19 protein-coding genes are annotated in these 17,320 nt (G+C 62.1%); 14 read left to right on the top strand and 5 right to left on the bottom strand.

Translation table 11 applies throughout. The annotated features are described in order from the left end of the window. Positions 1-30 precede the first annotated feature (30 nt). From mpl to PSH59_RS22685, 3 genes are read left to right on the top strand one after another with little or no spacing between them, the layout of a single operon-like run. A complete protein-coding gene (mpl, locus tag PSH59_RS22695; RefSeq protein ID WP_305393721.1) occupies positions 31-1,380 on the top strand; it encodes a UDP-N-acetylmuramate:L-alanyl-gamma-D-glutamyl-meso-diaminopimelate ligase in 1,350 nt (449 codons plus the stop codon). Then, positions 1,377-2,006, top strand: coding sequence for a flavin prenyltransferase UbiX (gene ubiX / locus PSH59_RS22690; protein WP_065910043.1), 630 nt, complete (start codon positions 1,377-1,379; stop codon positions 2,004-2,006). The genes mpl and ubiX overlap by 4 nt, the downstream gene beginning before the upstream one ends. Beyond that, a complete protein-coding gene (locus PSH59_RS22685) occupies positions 1,999-2,283 on the top strand; it encodes a YceK/YidQ family lipoprotein (protein ID WP_305393720.1) in 285 nt (94 codons plus the stop codon). Before ubiX ends, PSH59_RS22685 begins: the two co-directional genes overlap by 8 nt. 24 nt (positions 2,284-2,307) lie before the next feature. On the opposite strand, the gene PSH59_RS22680 is transcribed toward PSH59_RS22685, so the two are convergent. The 3 genes from PSH59_RS22680 to PSH59_RS22670 all read right to left on the bottom strand — a co-directional run bounded on the left by PSH59_RS22680 (position 2,308) and on the right by PSH59_RS22670 (position 5,258). Beyond that, the gene (locus PSH59_RS22680) at positions 2,308-2,949 is read right to left on the bottom strand and encodes an oxidoreductase (RefSeq protein WP_305393719.1); all 642 of its coding nucleotides are present in this window, start codon (positions 2,947-2,949) and stop codon (positions 2,308-2,310) included. Between the two features lie 29 nt (positions 2,950-2,978). Beyond that, the gene (locus tag PSH59_RS22675; protein WP_248078586.1) at positions 2,979-4,697 is read right to left on the bottom strand and encodes a C13 family peptidase; all 1,719 of its coding nucleotides are present in this window, start codon (positions 4,695-4,697) and stop codon (positions 2,979-2,981) included. Between the two features lie 105 nt (positions 4,698-4,802). Further along, complete coding sequence (locus PSH59_RS22670; protein ID WP_248078584.1) at positions 4,803-5,258, bottom strand: MaoC family dehydratase; 456 nt, start codon at positions 5,256-5,258, stop codon at positions 4,803-4,805. Positions 5,259-5,420: 162 nt separating this feature from the next. Between PSH59_RS22670 and PSH59_RS22665 the strand changes: the two genes are divergently transcribed. The 3 genes from PSH59_RS22665 to PSH59_RS22655 are packed head-to-tail and all read left to right on the top strand — an operon-like array spanning position 5,421 to position 7,101. Then, positions 5,421-5,774, top strand: coding sequence for a CidA/LrgA family protein (locus PSH59_RS22665; protein ID WP_248078581.1), 354 nt, complete (start codon positions 5,421-5,423; stop codon positions 5,772-5,774). Beyond that, positions 5,771-6,487, top strand: coding sequence for an LrgB family protein (locus PSH59_RS22660; protein ID WP_248078578.1), 717 nt, complete (start codon positions 5,771-5,773; stop codon positions 6,485-6,487). The genes PSH59_RS22665 and PSH59_RS22660 overlap by 4 nt, the downstream gene beginning before the upstream one ends. A 20-nt stretch (positions 6,488-6,507) precedes the next feature. Next, the gene (locus tag PSH59_RS22655; RefSeq protein ID WP_248078575.1) at positions 6,508-7,101 is read left to right on the top strand and encodes an LON peptidase substrate-binding domain-containing protein; all 594 of its coding nucleotides are present in this window, start codon (positions 6,508-6,510) and stop codon (positions 7,099-7,101) included. On the opposite strand, the gene PSH59_RS22650 is transcribed toward PSH59_RS22655, so the two are convergent. Then, a complete protein-coding gene (locus tag PSH59_RS22650; protein WP_305393718.1) occupies positions 7,095-8,411 on the bottom strand; it encodes a bifunctional DedA family/phosphatase PAP2 family protein in 1,317 nt (438 codons plus the stop codon). The two genes, PSH59_RS22655 and PSH59_RS22650, sit on opposite strands and share 7 nt — an antisense overlap. A gap of 25 nt (positions 8,412-8,436) precedes the next feature. Beyond that, positions 8,437-9,120, bottom strand: coding sequence for a DNA-3-methyladenine glycosylase (locus tag PSH59_RS22645; RefSeq protein ID WP_305395325.1), 684 nt, complete (start codon positions 9,118-9,120; stop codon positions 8,437-8,439). A gap of 174 nt (positions 9,121-9,294) precedes the next feature. Here PSH59_RS22645 and PSH59_RS22640 point away from each other — a divergent pair, with 174 nt between their 5' ends. The 8 genes from PSH59_RS22640 to PSH59_RS22605 all read left to right on the top strand — a co-directional run bounded on the left by PSH59_RS22640 (position 9,295) and on the right by PSH59_RS22605 (position 17,320). Beyond that, a complete protein-coding gene (locus PSH59_RS22640; protein WP_305393717.1) occupies positions 9,295-10,560 on the top strand; it encodes a glutamate-5-semialdehyde dehydrogenase in 1,266 nt (421 codons plus the stop codon). Beyond that, positions 10,560-11,204 carry a nicotinate-nucleotide adenylyltransferase gene (gene nadD, locus PSH59_RS22635; protein WP_305393716.1) on the top strand — a complete coding sequence of 215 codons (645 nt, stop codon included), beginning with the start codon at positions 10,560-10,562 and terminating at the stop codon, positions 11,202-11,204. The genes PSH59_RS22640 and nadD overlap by 1 nt, the downstream gene beginning before the upstream one ends. A gap of 69 nt (positions 11,205-11,273) precedes the next feature. Beyond that, complete coding sequence (rsfS, locus tag PSH59_RS22630) at positions 11,274-11,768, top strand: ribosome silencing factor (RefSeq protein WP_003176298.1); 495 nt, start codon at positions 11,274-11,276, stop codon at positions 11,766-11,768. A 9-nt stretch (positions 11,769-11,777) separates the two neighbouring features. Further along, positions 11,778-12,245: a 23S rRNA (pseudouridine(1915)-N(3))-methyltransferase RlmH gene (gene rlmH / locus PSH59_RS22625; protein WP_003176297.1), complete on the top strand. Its 468-nt coding sequence runs from the start codon at positions 11,778-11,780 to the stop codon at positions 12,243-12,245. Between the two features lie 15 nt (positions 12,246-12,260). Next, on the top strand, positions 12,261-14,159 hold the full coding sequence (gene mrdA, locus PSH59_RS22620) for a penicillin-binding protein 2 (protein WP_305393715.1): 1,899 nt from the start codon (positions 12,261-12,263) through the stop codon (positions 14,157-14,159). A gap of 31 nt (positions 14,160-14,190) precedes the next feature. Continuing rightward, the gene (gene rodA / locus PSH59_RS22615) at positions 14,191-15,294 is read left to right on the top strand and encodes a rod shape-determining protein RodA (RefSeq protein ID WP_248078755.1); all 1,104 of its coding nucleotides are present in this window, start codon (positions 14,191-14,193) and stop codon (positions 15,292-15,294) included. A gap of 17 nt (positions 15,295-15,311) precedes the next feature. After that, a complete protein-coding gene (gene mltB, locus PSH59_RS22610; protein ID WP_248078563.1) occupies positions 15,312-16,322 on the top strand; it encodes a lytic murein transglycosylase B in 1,011 nt (336 codons plus the stop codon). Further along, positions 16,322-17,320 carry a septal ring lytic transglycosylase RlpA family protein gene (locus PSH59_RS22605; protein WP_248078560.1) on the top strand — a complete coding sequence of 333 codons (999 nt, stop codon included), beginning with the start codon at positions 16,322-16,324 and terminating at the stop codon, positions 17,318-17,320. Before mltB ends, PSH59_RS22605 begins: the two co-directional genes overlap by 1 nt.

Raw genomic sequence — 17,320 nt, 5'->3', positions numbered from 1 at the left:
TAACCTGCCTCGATGTTTACGAGGTCAACCATGCATATTCATATTCTCGGTATCTGCGGCACATTCATGGGCTCGATGGCCGTTCTGGCCAAGGAACTGGGCCATCACGTAACGGGCTCCGATGCCAATGTTTACCCGCCCATGAGCACACAACTGGAGGCTCAGGGCATTGAGCTGACCCAGGGTTACGACCCGGCGCAATTTGACCCGGTCCCGGACCTGGTGGTGATCGGCAACGCCATGTCCCGTGGCAACCCCGCCGTCGAGTACGTCCTTAACAAAGGTCTGCCTTATGTGTCCGGCCCGCAATGGCTGGCCGACCACGTATTGCAAGGTCGCTGGGTACTGGCCGTTGCCGGCACCCATGGCAAAACCACCACCAGCAGCATGCTGGCCTGGGTGCTGGAGCACGCGGGCATGAGCCCGGGTTTCCTGATCGGTGGTGTGCCACAGAATTTTTCGGTCTCCGCGCGCCTGGGGCAGACCCCGTTTTTCGTGATCGAAGCGGATGAATATGACAGCGCCTTCTTCGACAAGCGCTCCAAGTTCGTTCACTACCGCCCGCGTACCGCCATCCTTAATAATCTGGAATTCGATCACGCTGACATCTTTCCCGATCTGCCGGCCATCGAGCGGCAGTTCCACCACTTGGTTCGCACCATCCCGAGTGAAGGCCTGGTGATCCACCCCACCACCGAGCCGGCCTTGCAGCGCGTGATCGAGATGAGCTGCTGGACCCCGGTGCAGACCACCGGTGCCGGCGGGCAGTGGCAGGTCAACTTGCTCAGCCAGGACGGTTCCAGGTTTGAAGTGCTGTTCGAAGGCGAGGCCCAAGGCATTGTCGAATGGGACATGACGGGCCAGCACAACGTCGCCAACGCCTTGGTCACCCTGGCCGCCGCGCGACATGTGGGTGTGGTGCCGTCCATGGGCATCGCCGCGCTGAGTGCGTTCAAAAGCGTGAAGCGGCGTATGGAAAAGGTCGCCGATGTGAATGGGATTACCATCTACGACGACTTTGCCCACCACCCCACCGCCATTGCCACCACGCTGGACGGCCTGCGCAAGCGCGTCGGTGATGCCCAGGTGATCGCGATTGTTGAGCCGCGCTCCAACTCCATGAAACTCGGTGCGCACCGTGATGGTTTGCCCGAAAGCGTCAATGATGCCGATCAGGTGGTGTGGTATGCCCCAGCCAACCTGGGCTGGGACCTGCCGGGCGTTGCCGCGTTGTGCACCGTGCCATCGGTCGTGTGTGACTCCCTTGACGGCATCATCGAGCAGGTCAAGCGTCAGGCCAAGCCGGGGACCCACGTGGTGATCATGAGCAACGGCGGCTTCGGCGGCCTGCACGGCAAACTGGCCGAGGCGCTCAAATGAGCGGCCCGGAACGCGTCACCCTGGCGATGACCGGCGCCTCGGGCGCGCCCTACGGTCTGCGTCTGCTTGATTGCCTGGTGCGTGAAGACCGCGAAGTGCACTTTTTGATCTCCAAGGCTGCGCAATTGGTGCTGGCCACCGAGACTGATGTGGCGTTGCCGGCCAAGGTGCAGATGATGCAGGCGTTCCTCACCGAGTACACCGGTGCGGCGGCGGGGCAGATCAAGGTCTATGGCAAAGAGGACTGGATGTCGCCGGTGGCCTCGGGCTCCGGTGCGCCGGCGGCGATGGTGGTGGTGCCGTGCTCGACCGGCACCTTGTCGGCGATTGCCACCGGCGCCTGCAATAACCTGATCGAACGCGCAGCGGACGTGACCTTGAAGGAGCGCCGCCAGTTGATCCTGGTGCCGCGCGAGGCGCCGTATTCGAGTATCCATCTGGAGCACATGCTCAAGCTGTCGAACATGGGCGTTACCATCTTGCCTGCGTCGCCAGGCTTCTATCACCAGCCGCAAACCATCGATGACCTGGTGGACTTTGTGGTGGCGCGGATTCTCAACCTGCTGAACATTCCCCAGGACATGCTGCCGCGTTGGGGCGAACACCATTTGAGCAGCGATGAATAAGGTTCTGTTGATGGTATTGGCGTTGCACCTGGCAGGCTGCGCCACCGCCCGCACGTTGGACGCTGCGCAGCCGGGTGCGCCAGTGGTGTATGCCGGCACGCGGCTGGATTTGTATGCGATCAATGGCGGCTGCTGCGCCAGGGACCGTTTCGGTGCCGAGGCGCCCAGTTATCCTCGCGTTGACCTGCCTGCCAGTGCGTTGCTCGACACGTTGTTGTTGCCGTTGTCAGTGTTGACGGTGCTGGGAGTGGGGTTTAACGCCACCGGCGGGCTGTAAGTCGGCGCTGTCAGTGGGCGCCCGTCACTTGCCGAGCTTGCGCAACTCATCCGACTCGACGACTCGCACCCCATCCTGCTCTTCCAGCGCCAGGCGCCACATGGCCCTGGCCAGTTCGCATACTTCAATGCCGTGGTACTTGCCCGGAATCAAGCGTGACAACGGCCCGGCCAACTGCTCGGCCAGACGTGGTTCCAGGCGTTCCCCCAGCAACAACGAAGGGCGCACGATGGTCAGTTGCGGCCAGTCCTGCGCCTTCAACGCCTGTTCCATTTCCCCTTTGACCCGGTTGTAGAACACCGAGGATTTCGGGTCGGCGCCAATCGCGCTGATCACGATCAGGTGCCGCGCACCCAGTTCCCGCGCGCGCTTGGCGAAGGCCACTACCATGTCCAGGTCGACGGCACGGAAGGCGGCTTCGGAACCGGCTTTCTTGATCGTGGTGCCCAGGCAGCAGAAGGCGATATCCACAGGGCCGCTCAACTGCGGCAAAAACACCGCTGGGTCACCCACCGGGTTTTCCAGGTGCGGGTGTTCGGCCAAAGGTTTACGGCTGGGTGCGAGGACGCGGGTGACGGTGGGTTCGTTGAGCAGGCGATCGAGCAAGTGTTCGCCGGTGAGGCCAGAGGCTCCGGCAAGCAAAATATGCTGAGGCGTCAGATACATAGTGTTTCCCCCTTATTACACGTTACAGCTTAGTTGCCTTTGGCTTCCTTGCTATTCATTGAGACGCTTTCGAGCGCCTTTCGTGCCTGCTGCTTGCGTAATAATTGCCAATGGGTGATCACGCCTTTTGGCGCCCAGATCTGCGGCTCGGAGGCTTCGAAGTTGTCTGCCTGTTCGCGCTCGCTCACATGCAACTGCGCCAGTTTGAAGGCTTGCTGCAAGTCGTCGGTCTGGTTGAGGGCTTGGGCGAAGAGGGCGTCGCCGAAGTAGGTGAAGTCGGCTTCCTCGGAGCAACCGAAGGACACGCGGTCGGCGCGCGAGGCGGTCATGATCAGGGTGTGTTCATCTTTGAGCGCCGGGATGAAACCGCCGGAGTAGCAGGCGGAAATCACCACGATCTTGTCACGGTTCTTTAATGGGCTGAGCACCGCCGCCAGTTCATCGGCGGGCAAGTCGGCCAGTTCCATGCGCGGTTGGTCCAGCACCAGCTCGTGTTCGTGGGTGCCGTGGCTGGTCAGGTAGATAAACACCAAGTCTTCCGGCCCGGTGCGCTCGGACAGGGTTTGCACGGCGCGGCGCAGGCTTTCACGGGTAGCCAGGGGGCGGTCGGCGATATGGTCGCGGTGGTTGACCAGGCGGATCTGCCCCCGAGCACCGAAGCGCGAGGCGAGCATATTGCTGACGTAATCGGCCTCGCGCAGGAACACGCTTTGTTTGCCGTCGCCAGCCAGCACCAGGGTGTACAGCTCGACGGCGGAGGTGGACGGGGGCACGGCGGCGAGTGCGGCATCGAGCAAGCGACCCTGGGCCAGCACGCCGATTTCCAGTGGGTCGGGCAGCAGCTTGCCGTCGGCGTCACGCACGCGCATGCCGTTGACCCACGTGCCGGCCTGCACGGTGCCGTCGGTGAGTACCAGGGTGCCCCGGCCTTGATAGTTGTCGCTGTCGAAGCCACCGATGTAGAAGCTGCCGTCCGTGAGGTTCAGGCGGCCTTCGCCGGTGAAGCGCCAGTCGCTGAACTGGCCGACGTAGTGGCTGCCATCCACGCCGATCAACTCGCCCTTGCCGCTGAGCGAGCCTTCCTTGAACTGACCGATCCACACGTCGCCGTCGGCGTTTTCATAACGGCCCTTGCCGTTGAGCTGGTTCTGTTTGAACTGGCCGACATAGATGTCGCCGTCGGCGCTGTTGAAGGTACCGTTGCCCTCCAGTTGGCCATTGACGAAGTGCCCGCTGAACTGGTTGCCGCTGTCGTCGTTGCGCTGGCCTTCGCCGTTGGGTTTGCCGTGGGCGAACTGGCCCTGGTATTGGCTGCCGTCGGCCAGCTCCAGGCGCCCCAGGCCCGAGTACTGGTCGTCCTTGAATTCGCCGCGATAGGTCATTTGCCCCTCTTTGAGGGTGCCTTCGCCGTTGCGCCGGCCGTTCCTGAAACCGCCGACATAGTGGCTGCCCGCCGTGGTCAGGCTGCCCTGGCCGTCAAACAGGCCCTGCTTGAACTGGCCTTTATAGACTTCGCCATTGCTGCCATGCCATTCGCCCTGGCCATGCCATTGGCCCTTGTCGAACTCGCCGGCGTACCAGCTGCCGTTGGGGTAGTCGACGCGGCCCTGGCCTTGCAGCAAACCATTGACCACATCGCCCCGGTAACGGCCGCCATCGGGCAGGCGCGCATCGGGCGGCAACAGCGATTCGCCGTCTCCGCAAGCGGTGAGCAACAGGGCAAGGGCAAGGGGGGCGAGTGGGCGCATAGCGGGATCCGGATAATTGAGCGCCGAGTATGCCGCAGCTGCAGGTTTCATACATAAATTTACATACCCTGTGGTGAGTTTTGCTGCCTCACCACAGGGAAAGCCTTACACGAAGCAGAGTGACAGCGACTCGGCGATGTAGGCCGGTTTTTCCTGGCCTTCGATCTCCAGGGTGGCGGTGGCCTTGAACAGCCATTGCCCGGGTTTTTTCTCGGTGACATCGGTGAGGGTCACGGCCAGACGCACCTTGGAGTCGACCTTCACCGGTTGGATAAAGCGCACGCTGTCCAGGCCGTAGTTGACCGCCATTTTCAGGCCTTCGGGCATGATCAGGATGTCTTCCATCAATTTGGGCATCAAAGACAGCGACAGGAAACCGTGGGCGATGGTGCTGCCGAACGGGGTTTGCGCGGCCTTGACCGGGTCAACGTGGATGAACTGATGATCGCCGGTGGCTTCTGCGAACAGGTTGATACGGGCCTGGTCGATGGTGAGCCATTCGGAACGTCCCAGTTCCTTGCCGACATAGTCGTTGAGCTGCGCTACAGGTACATACGGCATTGCGTCTCTCCTTGGTTCATCGAAGCTGTTTTATGGGTGACAGGGAACCAATGTAGATCATCATGGGCAATCAACCCGGTCAACCCACCATGCTTTCGGCGAATGCCGATGCATAGAGCGGGCGTGCTTATAATGCGGGCGGTCTTGAAGGGGGAAGAACGGATGTTGTTACGCGGTCTGACGTGGCTGGTGCTGTTTCAATTGATCGGCACGGCGATCAATCATTTGCTGGTACCGGTGCTGCCGGGGCCGATTATCGGCCTGCTGCTGATGCTGGGCTATCTGGTGTGGCGTGGCGAAGTCGGCGAGCCCCTGAGCCTTGCAGCCAGCAGCCTGTTGCGTTATCTGCCGTTGCTGCTGGTGCCACCGGCAGTGGGGGTGATGGTGTACGCCAAGGATATCGCCGCTGATTTCTGGGCGATTGTTGGCGCACTGGTGCTGTCGCTGGTGGTGGCCATGGCCTTCGTTGGCGTGCTGATGCAGCAGATGGTCAAGCGCAAGGAGAAAGATCAATGATCTTCGACTGGCACGGCGCCTGGACGGCCGTCATTCATCACCCGTTGTTCGGTATAGGCATCACCCTCGGCGCTTACCAACTGGTGCTGGCAGGTTACGAGAAGACCCGCTGGATTTTCCTGCAACCGGTACTGGTGTCCATGTTGCTGGTGATCGGCGTATTGCTTACCTGTGGTCTGAGCTACACCGAATACCGCAAGAGCACCGAGATCATGGGCATCCTGCTGGGACCCGCGACGGTGGCCCTGGCGGTACCGCTCTACCTAAATCTGCGGCGCATTCGCCAGTTGTTCTGGCCGATTTTTACTACGCTGGTGATAGGTGGGGTGCTGGCCACCGGCCTGTGCGTGCTGCTGGGTTGGTGGTTTGGCGCCGAACACATGATGTTGATGACCATGGCGCCCAAGTCGGTGACCTCGCCGATTGCCATGCTGGTGGCCGAACAGATTGGCGGTGTTGCGGCGTTGGCGGCGGTGTTCGTGCTGATCACCGGAGTGGTGGGCGCCATGGTGGGTCCGGCTCTGCTCTCTGGGCTTGGGGTGTACAGCCCGGAGGCGCGCGGCATGGCGTTGGGCATGACCGCTCACGCTGTCGGCACCTCGGTGGCCCTGCAGGAAAGCGAAGAGTGCGGTGCCTTTGCGGCGCTGGCGATGAGCTTGATGGGCGTGGCCACGGCGGTGTTCCTGCCGTTGGCTGTGTCGGTCATTGTTTAACCGGGTTTAAGGAAACCTTTATGAGTCTGGCGTTGTTTCCGCTCAATACCGTGCTGTTCCCAGGCTGCACCCTCGACCTGCAACTGTTCGAGGCGCGCTACTTGGACATGATCAGCCGCTGCATGAAAAAGGGTGAAGGCTTCGGCGTGGTGTGCATCCTCGACGGCAAGGAAGTCGGCACGGCGCCGGAGGGCTACGCGCGGATCGGCTGTGAAGCACTGATTCGCGACTTCAAGCAGCAGGACAACGGCCTGCTTGGCATTCGTGTCGAAGGCGGTCGCCGTTTTCGGGTGGTCAGCGCCGAGGCGCAGAAGGACCAGTTGCTGGTGGCGCAGGTGCAGTGGCTCGAGGAGCTGCCGGACCAGCCGCTGGAAGAGGAGGACGCCGATCTGTTGGCGTTGCTTCAGGCCCTGGCCGAACATCCGATGGTCGCCTCGCTGGACATGGACGCCCACGCCGATGGCCAGCAAGCCTTGGGCAATCAGTTGGCGTACCTGTTGCCCTTCACCGAGGCCGACAAGGTCGACCTGTTGCAACTCAATGACCCGCAGCAGCGGCTGGATGCGATCCAGATGCTGCTCGACGAACTGCAGGGCGAACTCTTTACTCAGTAGGCGTAACGCAGCAGTGCGTGGGATGTGCCGGTGAGTGCTATAAAACTCAACACTGCCACGATAGCCGGCAGCAGCAGCCACCAGGTTTGCTTGCGCATCGGTGGCAGTGGGCAGCGGTGCTGGATGGCGGTCAGGCTGAACGCACACACCGTCATTGCCAGCAGCGTTCCGGCCAGGATGTCACTGGGCCAGTGAACGCCCAGGTATACGCGGGACAAGGCGATAAAGGCCGCTGGAATGCAGCCCAGCAATATCCAGATCAGGCGCAGCCGTATTGGTTGACCGCGCCCCGCGAGCACAGCCAGTGCGAGGAAAAACGCGAAGGCGCCGGACGCGTGACCGCTGGGCATGCTGAAGCTGGTCAGTGGGTCAGTGAGGATCTCCGGGCGGCCACGGGCGAAAAACAGCTTGGTGCCGGTGTTGATTAAAGCGGTGCCGGCCAGTGTGGCGCCGACGAAGACAGCGTGACGCCATTGCCGCGCCAGTAGCAGCAGAGCGGTGAATATGGCGCTGGCGATGAACATTTTCTTGAACTCGCCCAGTTGGGTGACGCTGACCATGGTCTCGTCCAGCCAGGCGCTGCGGTGCTCCTGGACCAAGGCGCTGAGGCCTTGGTCGAAATCGTTCAAATGCGGGTAGCCGATAAACAGTGCGATCAACAGCGTCAGGCTGGCACAACCGACCCACAGTGTTGCGCGCCGATGGCCACGCAGGCTGCTGTTGAGGCTCAGCCCCAGCAGCACCGCCAAACACGCGGTGACAACCCCGGCCTCAGGCCAGAAGCCTTGCGGCAGCGGCAGGCGGAACGCGGCGCCGGTGGCCCAACCCGGCAGCAAGTAGGCCACCGACCAGCCGGCTGCGGCGAGCAGGCTGACCAGCGCGAAGCGCGGGAACGGCATGTCGCACATGCCCGCCACCATCGGCAGCATGGGCCGCAAAGGGCCGATGAAACGTCCGACCAGCAGGCTGGCGATGCCGTACTTGTGGAAGTAGCTTTCCGCGCCATTCATCCATTCGGGATGGTGACGCAAGCCAGGCAGGCGCCGGATATTCTGGTGGAAGTGCCGGCCCAGGAAGTACGAAACCCCGTCGCCCAACAAGCCGCCGAGAAAGCCCAGCAGCAGGGTCTCACTCAGCGACAGCGCACCGCTGCCGGCCAGTGCGGCGATCGCAAACAGCAACACCGTACCGGGCACGATCAATCCGGCAATAGCCAGGCATTCCACGCACGCGACGATAAACACCGCGGCCGCCAGCCATTGGGGGTTCAGGGTCAGCCAGCCGGTCATGCTATCGAGCCATGGGCCCATAAATCGTTACTCCATCACCACAGATTCAAATCAAAAAGTAGTCGCGGCCTTCGACCTGGCCCCGACGCAGCGGGTTCCGCGTGCAATAGGGCGCGTAGCCGGCATCGACAAAGCGGTACATCAAGTGTTCGTCCCGCCCTCTGGGGATGCCCAGGCGCGTGGTCTGAATGATGCGTGTCGGGACCTGGCCCACGTCTTCCACATACAACTGCTCCTGGTCGAAGCGCTTGGCGTCCCACATCGGCACTTTCAGGCCCAGCGCCTTGCACAGCAGCGTCTGGCCGGCACACAGCTTTTGCGAGGAGCGCGGGCTGCCATCGGCCATGGGATTGTTGAGCAGCATCTGCGCCAGGCTGGCGGGTCCGGAAAGGTCATCGACCCACGGATACGCCGATTTGATCAGTACTGCATTGCCTGGGCCGTGGGCGCTGAAGTTCAGTGAGTCGCCGCCACGGGCGTAGTACATATAGATATGTCCGCCGTCCAGAAACAAAGCCTTACGCTTTTCTGTGTAGCCGAGTGAGGCGTGACTGCCTTTTTCGGCCACGTAATAGGCTTCGGTTTCAATAATTCGTGCCGAAAGCCAGATTTCGCCGATGCGATGGCGTATGACTTTTCCGAGCAGTTCGCGCGCGAGCATTTGCGCATCGCGGTCGAAGAAGCTGTCGGGCAGGGCGTTCGCGGGGCGTTGGGGGGCGGAGCTGAGCATGGCGGTCAGGGGGAATACGGCTAAATGTGACGGAATCATAACCAGTCCCACCTTAATTACCCCTGAACCTTGGGTTTTTACAGTTCATTTCGACCATCCGCCCCTCACCGCTGTCAGTCAGGCGGCGTCACAGCTATAATCTGCCGCTTTCCTCTTTGCCAAGACTCCCTGACCATGACTGAGTCCGTTCTTGACTACATGACCCGCCTGGGTCGCGCTGCCCGTCAGGCCTCGCGGTTGATCGCCCGTGCGAGCACCGCGCAGAAGAACCGTGCCTTGCTGGCCGCCGCCGATGCTCTGGATGCTTCGCGCTCCGAGCTCACCGCCGCCAACGAACTGGACCTGGCCAACGGCCGCGCCAATGGCCTGGAGCCGGCCCTGCTGGACCGCCTGGCGCTGAGCCCGGCGCGTATTGACGACATGATCGAAGGCCTGCGTCAGGTGGCGAAGCTGCCTGACCCCATCGGTGAAATCCGCGATATGCGTTACCTGCCGTCCGGCATTCAGGTCGGCAAGATGCGCGTGCCCCTGGGCGTGATCGGCATCATTTATGAGTCGCGTCCAAACGTGACCATCGACGCCGCGAGCCTGTGCCTCAAGTCCGGCAACGCCACCATCCTGCGTGGCGGTTCCGAGGCGATCAATTCCAATCGCGCCATTGCTGCCTGCATCCAGCAGGGCCTGGCCGTGGCCGAGTTGCCGGCCGAAGTGGTGCAGGTGGTGGAAACCACCGACCGCGCCGCCGTTGGCGCGCTGATCACCATGCCGGAATTCGTCGACGTGATCGTGCCGCGGGGCGGCAAGAGCCTGATCGAACGTGTCAGCCGTGATGCCAAGGTGCCGGTGATCAAGCACCTGGACGGCGTGTGCCACGTGTACATCGACATCGCCGCCGATATCGACAAGGCGATCCGCATCGCCGACAACGCCAAGACCCACCGCTACGCGCCGTGCAACACCATGGAAACCCTGTTGGTGCACGCCGGCATTGCCGAGCGCGTGCTGCCGCCGCTGGCTGCCATCTACCGCGACAAGGGTGTGGAGTTACGTGGTTGTGAGCGCACCCGCGCGCTGTTGGGCGCGGACGTGATCGAGGCGAACGAGCAAGACTGGTACACCGAGTACACGGCGCCGATCCTGTCGATCCGGATCGTCGACGACCTGGATCAGGCCATCGAACACATCAACAAATACGGTTCCAAGCACACCGACGCCATTGTTTCCGAGCACTTCAGCGATGCCCGGCGTTTCCTCACCGAAGTGGATTCCGCGTCGGTCATGATCAACGCCTCGACGCGCTTTGCCGATGGCTTCGAGTATGGCCTGGGGGCGGAGATCGGTATCTCCACCGACAAGCTCCATGCCCGTGGCCCGGTTGGTCTGGAAGGTCTGACCAGCGAGAAATACGTGGTGTTCGGTGATGGTCACGTGCGCACTTGATGGCTAAACGCATAGGGCTGCTCGGCGGTACCTTCGACCCCGTGCACATCGGCCATTTGCGCAGTGCCCTGGAAGTCGCGGATGCCTTGGCATTGGATGAGTTGCGCCTGATCCCCAATTTCCGGCCGCCGCATCGCGACACCCCTCAGGTGTCACCGCAACAACGCCTGGAAATGGTGCGCCTGGCGGTAGAAGGCATCGCGCCGCTGGTGGTGGACGACCGCGAACTCAAACGCGATAAACCGTCCTACACTGTCGACACCCTGGAGCTGATGCGCGCCGAGTTGGCCGTCGATGACCAGTTGTTTCTGCTTTTGGGCTGGGACGCATTTTGCGGCCTGCCCTCTTGGCATCGCTGGGAGGAACTCCTCCAGCATTGCCACATCCTGGTGCTGCAACGCCCGGATGCCGACAGCGAACCGCCGGATGCCTTGCGCAACCTGCTGGCCGCGCGGTCGGTAAGTGACCCCTTGGCCCTGACCGGGCCGAACGGGAATATTGCATTCGTCTGGCAGACCCCGCTTGCGGTGTCCGCCACCCAGATCCGTCAACTGCTGGCCAGCGGTAAGTCGGTACGTTTCCTGGTGCCTGACGCGGTCCTGGCCTACATCGATGCGCACGGGCTTTACCGTGCGTCGAACTGAAAAGGCGCGCTTGAACGCACGAACACTCGTGCAGCGGGCGCCCGAACATACGAGCAAAACGAGTTTTATATGACGAACAAAGACGTAAGCAAAGTTAAGCGCAAAGGCACCTTCAAAAGCGCCCCGCTGCCAGTCGAAGCCCACGTTGGCCCGGAACTGGCTGGCGAAGAGCTGGTGAAAGTTGCGGTTGCCGCCCTTGAAGACGTGAAAGCCCAGGACATCCAGGTGCTGGACGTACGCGACAAGCAGAGCATCACCGACTTCATGATCATCGCCACCGGTACTTCCAACCGCCAGATCGGCGCGATGCTGGACAAGGTTCGCGAAGCCGTCAAAGCCCAAGGCGTCAAGCCACTGGGTGAAGAAGGCAAGGGCGACAGCGATTGGGTGCTGCTGGACATGGACGACGTGATCGTTCACATGATGACGTCCAACGCTCGCCAGTTCTACGACCTGGAGCGTCTGTGGAAAGGCGCCGAGCAGAGCCGTGCCGCTGATGGCAAGCACCACAGTCCGGAAGTGGGCCATGCGCACTTCGACAAGCTCAACAAAGACCAGGAATAAGGAACGGCTGTGCGCCTGCGTCTGATCGCTGTCGGTTCACGCATGCCCAAGTGGGTGGAAGAGGGCTGGCACGAGTATGCCAAGCGTCTGCCCGCTGAGCTGTCCCTTGAACTGGTGGAAATACCGCTCAACACCCGGGGCAAGAATGCCGACGTGGCGCGCTTTATCCGTCAGGAAGGCGAAGCCATGCTGGCAAAGGTCGGCCCCAACGAGCGCATCGTCACCCTCGAAGTGCACGGCAAACCCTGGAGCACCGAGCAGCTGGCGGTGGAACTGGACCGCTGGCGCCTGGACTCGCGTACCGTCAACTTCATGGTGGGTGGCCCGGAAGGGCTGGCGCCGGAAGTCTGCGCGCGGGCCGACCAGCGCTGGTCGCTGTCGGCGCTGACGTTGCCGCACCCGTTGGTGAGGATTTTGATCGGTGAACAGCTGTATCGCGCCTGGACAGTTCTGTCCGGGCACCCTTATCACAAATAATCTGCGCCCCTCCCGATGACCCAGCCGATCCGCATCAAGGACCACGAGAAAGACGCACGTCTTGTACGCGCGCGCGTGGTGTTTGGCGCAGTCATGGTGGTGGTGTTGATCGGGGTGCTGATCGCCCGCCTGTATTTCCTGCAGGTCATCCAGTACGACTATCACTCCACGCTGTCGGAAAACAACCGGGTGCATGTGCAACCGATTCCACCGACCCGTGGGTTGATCTTCGATCGCAATGGCGTGGTCGTCGCCGATAACCGGCCCAGCTTCAGCCTGAGCATGACCCGCGAGCGTTCCGGCGATTGGCAGCAGGTCCTCGATGTGATCGTCGAGGTGCTGCAGTTGACCCCGGAAGACCGGGTGATCTTCGAAAAACGCATGAGGCAGGGGCGCCGGCCTTTCGAGCCGGTGCCGATCCTGTTCGAACTCACCGAAGAGCAGATCGCCCGTATCGCGGTGAACCAGTTCCGCCTGCCGGGGGTGGAGGTGGTGGCGCAGTTGGTGCGTCATTACCCCCAGGGGCCGCACTTTGCCCACTCCGTCGGCTATATGGGGCGGATCAACGAGAAAGAGCTCAAAAGCCTCGATCCCGTCAATTACAGCGGCACCCACCATATTGGCAAGACTGGCATCGAGCGTTTCTATGAGCCCGAGCTGCACGGTCAGGTGGGTTACGAAGAAGTCGAGACCAACGCCCGTGGCCGCGTATTGCGCGTACTCAAGCGTACCGACCCGGTGCCGGGCAAGGACATTGTGCTGAGCCTGGACATCAAGTTGCAGGAAGCGGCGGAGATGGCCCTGGGTGGGCGACGTGGCGCCGTGGTGGCACTGGACCCGAAGACGGGCGAAGTGCTGGCGATGGTCAGCCAGCCAAGTTTTGACCCCAACCTGTTTGTTACCGGCATCAGCTTCAAGGCGTATGCCGAGTTGCGTGACTCCATCGACCGGCCGCTGTTCAACCGCGTACTGCGCGGCCTGTACCCGCCCGGCTCGACGATCAAACCGGCGGTGGCGATTGCCGGCCTGGATGCGGGCGTGGTCACGGCCTCCAGCCGGGTGTACGACCCCGGCTACTACATGCTGCCCAACTACGATCACAAATACCGTAACTGGAACCGCACCGGTGACGGCTATGTCGACCTGGATACCGCGATCATGCGCTCCAACGACACCTATTTTTACGACCTGGCCCACAAGCTGGGGATCGACCGCCTGTCCGCCTATATGGGCAAGTTCGGCCTCGGTCAGAAAGTCTCCCTGGACATGTTCGAAGAATCCCCGGGCCTGATGCCCTCGCGCGAGTGGAAGCGTGCGACCCGACGCCAGGCGTGGTTCCCGGGTGAGACGTTGATCCTCGGGATTGGCCAGGGTTATATGCAGGCCACGCCGTTGCAACTGGCCCAGGCCACCGCGCTGGTGGCCAACAAAGGCATCTGGAACCGTCCACACCTGGCCAAGACCATCGAGGGCGAAAAACCGGTGGATGACAATCCGATTCCGGACATCGTACTGCGCGACCCGTCCGACTGGACCAAGGTCAACCATGGTATGCAACAGGTGATGCACGGCGCCCGTGGCACCGCGCGCAAAGCGGCCATCGGCGCGCAATACCGCATTGCCGGCAAAAGCGGCACCGCCCAGGTGGTCGCGATCAAGCAGGGCGAGAAATACGACCGCTCCAAGGTTCAGGAGCGTCACCGCGACCACGCCTTGTTCGTCGGTTTCGCGCCGGCGGACGACCCGAAAATCGTTGTTGCCGTGATGGTGGAGAACGGCGAGTCCGGCTCCGGGGTCGCCGCGCCCGTGGTGCGCCAGGTGATGGATGCCTGGCTGCTGGCCCCCGACGGCAGGCTCAAGCCCGAATATGGCGGCCCCCCTTCAATCCCCGAGGTTACGGCCAGTGAAGAGTAATTTTGACCGCATCCTCTCCAGTGAGGATGTGATGCGTCGCCGTGCGACGTTGCTGCAGCGCATGCACATCGATGGCCCGTTGCTGATCCTGTTGCTGACCCTGGCCGCCGGCAGCCTGTTCGTGCTGTATTCGGCCAGTGGCAAGAACTGGGACCTGCTGATCAAGCAAGCGTCGTCGTTTGGCCTGGGCCTGTTGTCGATGGTGGTGATCGCGCAGCTCGAACCGCGGTTCATGGCGCGTTGGGTGCCCTTGGGGTATGTCGCCGGCGTATTGCTGCTGGTGGTGGTGGACGTGATGGGGCACAACGCCATGGGTGCGACCCGCTGGATCAACATCCCAGGGGTGATTCGCTTCCAGCCGTCGGAATTCATGAAGATCCTGATGCCGGCCACCATCGCCTGGTATCTGTCCAAGCGCACCTTGCCGCCGCAGCTTAAACACGTGGGGATCAGTCTGCTGCTGATCGGTATCCCCTTTGTGCTGATTGTGCGCCAGCCGGATCTGGGCACCTCGCTGCTGATCCTTGCCGGGGGCGCGTTCGTACTGTTCATGGGGGGGCTGCGCTGGCGCTGGATCCTCAGCGTGTTGGCCGCTGCGGTACCCGTGGCGGTGGCCATGTGGTTCTTCTTCATGCACGACTACCAGAAACAACGGATTCTCACCTTCCTCGACCCGGAGAGCGACCCGCTCGGCACCGGCTGGAACATCATCCAGTCGAAAGCGGCCATCGGCTCCGGCGGCGTATTTGGTAAGGGTTGGTTACTGGGCACCCAGTCTCATTTGGACTTTCTGCCCGAGAGCCACACCGACTTCATTATTGCGGTGATGGGCGAAGAGTTCGGCCTGGTGGGCATTTGCGCGCTGTTGCTGATCTATTTGCTGCTGATCGGGCGTGGCCTGGTGATCACCGCGCAGGCGCAGACGCTGTTCGGCAAATTGCTCGCCGGTGCCCTGACCATGACTTTTTTTGTTTACGTTTTCGTCAACATCGGTATGGTCAGTGGCCTGTTGCCGGTGGTTGGGGTGCCGTTGCCATTCATTAGCTACGGCGGAACTTCGCTGGTGACATTGCTGTCAGCGTTTGGGGTTTTGATGTCGATTCATACGCATCGCAAGTGGATCGCACAGGTTTGAATAAGGTGAAGATGTCAATGCAAGTAATGCGCGGCTGGGCGACTCGGCATGCGTCCTGGATGGGCCTGATTGGGCTGCTGGGCGCAACGCAGGAGGCGCTGGCCGGTGACTACGATGGTTCACCCCAGGTCGCCGAATTTGTCGGTGAAATGACCCGCGACTATGGTTTCGCCGGTGAACAGCTGATGGGCGTGTTCCGCGAAGCCCAGAAAAAGCAGGCGATCCTCGACGCGATTTCCCGCCCCGCCGAGCGCGTGAAACAGTGGAAGGAATACCGTCCGATGTTCCTCACCGACGCCCGCGTGGCGAGGGGTGTGGACTTCTGGCGCCAGCACGAAGCCGTGTTGGCCCGCGCCGAGCAGGAATACGGCGTGCCGGCCCAGGTGATTGTCGCGATCATCGGCATCGAAACCTTCTACGGGCGCAATACCGGCAGTTACCGGGTGATCGACGCCTTGTCGACCCTGGGCTTCGATTACCCGCCGCGCGCCGACTTCTTCCGTAAGGAGCTGCGCGAATTCCTGCTGCTGGCCCGCGAAGAGCAGGTCGACCCGCTGACTCTCAAAGGCTCCTACGCCGGGGCGATGGGCTTGCCGCAGTTCATGCCGAGCAGCTTTCGCGCCTACGCGGTGGACTTTGACGGCGACGGCCACATCAATATCTGGAGCAACCCGGACGACGCCATTGGCAGTGTGGCCAGCTACTTCAAGCGCCACGGCTGGGTCGGCGGCGAGCCTGTTGTGGTTCGCGCCGAGGTCACCGGGGAGCGCGCCGATGAGGGCCTGACCCAGGGCATTGAGCCGGTCAAGACGGTCGGGGAGTTGCGGGCGCTGGGCTGGTCGAGTCAGAATGCGCCACGCGATGAAATGCCGGTCACGGCGTTCCGCCTGGAAGGCGAAAATGGCCCTGAATACTGGATGGGCCTGAAGAATTTTTACGCAATCACGCGTTATAACCGCAGTGTGATGTACGCCATGGCCGTGCATCAGCTGTCAGACATGCTGGTCCAAGCACGGGGCAACAAGTAATGCGGGCATCGCCGTTCAATCAACCGCTCAAGCTGGTGGCGTTCGCCGCGTTGTCCCTGCTGGTCGTCAGTTGCTCCACCAGCCGTGGCCCGGCGCCGAAGTCCGGTGGCGCCGTGGTGCGTTCCCAGCCGGGCCTGGACATCAACCGCGCGCACAAGGACGGCGCGCCGTGGTGGGACGTCGACGTGTCGAAGATCCCCGACGCCACCCCGACCCTGCACACCGGCCCCTACAAGGCCAACCCGTATACCGTGCTGGGCAAGTCGTACTTCCCGTTGCAAGACTCCAAGACCTACGTGCAATCGGGCACGGCGTCCTGGTACGGCACCAAATTCCATGGTCAGAACACCGCCAATGGCGAGGTCTATGACCTGTATGGCATGAGCGCGGCCCATAAAACCCTGCCGCTGCCCAGCTATGTGCGGGTGACCAACCTGGACAACAACCGCACGGTGATCCTGCGGGTCAATGACCGTGGGCCGTTCTATTCGGACCGCATCATCGACTTGTCCTACGCCGCTGCGAAAAAACTCGGTTACGCCGAAACCGGCACCGCGCGGGTCAAGGTCGAAGGCATCGACCCGGCGCAGTACTGGGCCCAGCGTGGCAAGCCGGCGCCGTTGATGCTCAATGAACCGCAAACCCGGCAGCCGCAAGTGACCGCATCGACCGGCAAGATCGAACAGTGGACGCCGCCGCCGCAGCAACATGCTCCGGACACGGTGGTTGTGCCCCATGCGGCGCCTGGCGCCTCGGCGGCGGGCGGGCAATACCTGCAGGTGGGCGCTTTCGCCAACCCGGATGCGGCAGAGCTGTTAAGGTCCAAACTCAGCGGCATGGTCAACGCGCCGGTGTTTATCAGCTCCATTGTGCGTAACCAGCAAACCCTGCACCGCGTACGGATGGGCCCGATCGGCTCTCCCAGCGAAGTCGCGCAAGTACAGAACAGCGTGCGCATGGCCAATCTGGGGCAGCCCAGTGTGGTCACCGCCGAATAA

The sequence above is a fragment of the Pseudomonas sp. FP2309 genome (assembly GCF_030687575.1).
Lineage (GTDB): Bacteria > Pseudomonadota > Gammaproteobacteria > Pseudomonadales > Pseudomonadaceae > Aquipseudomonas.
The sequence above is the reverse complement of the archived record's forward strand: the minus strand, read 5'-3'. Positions and strand labels throughout refer to the sequence as shown.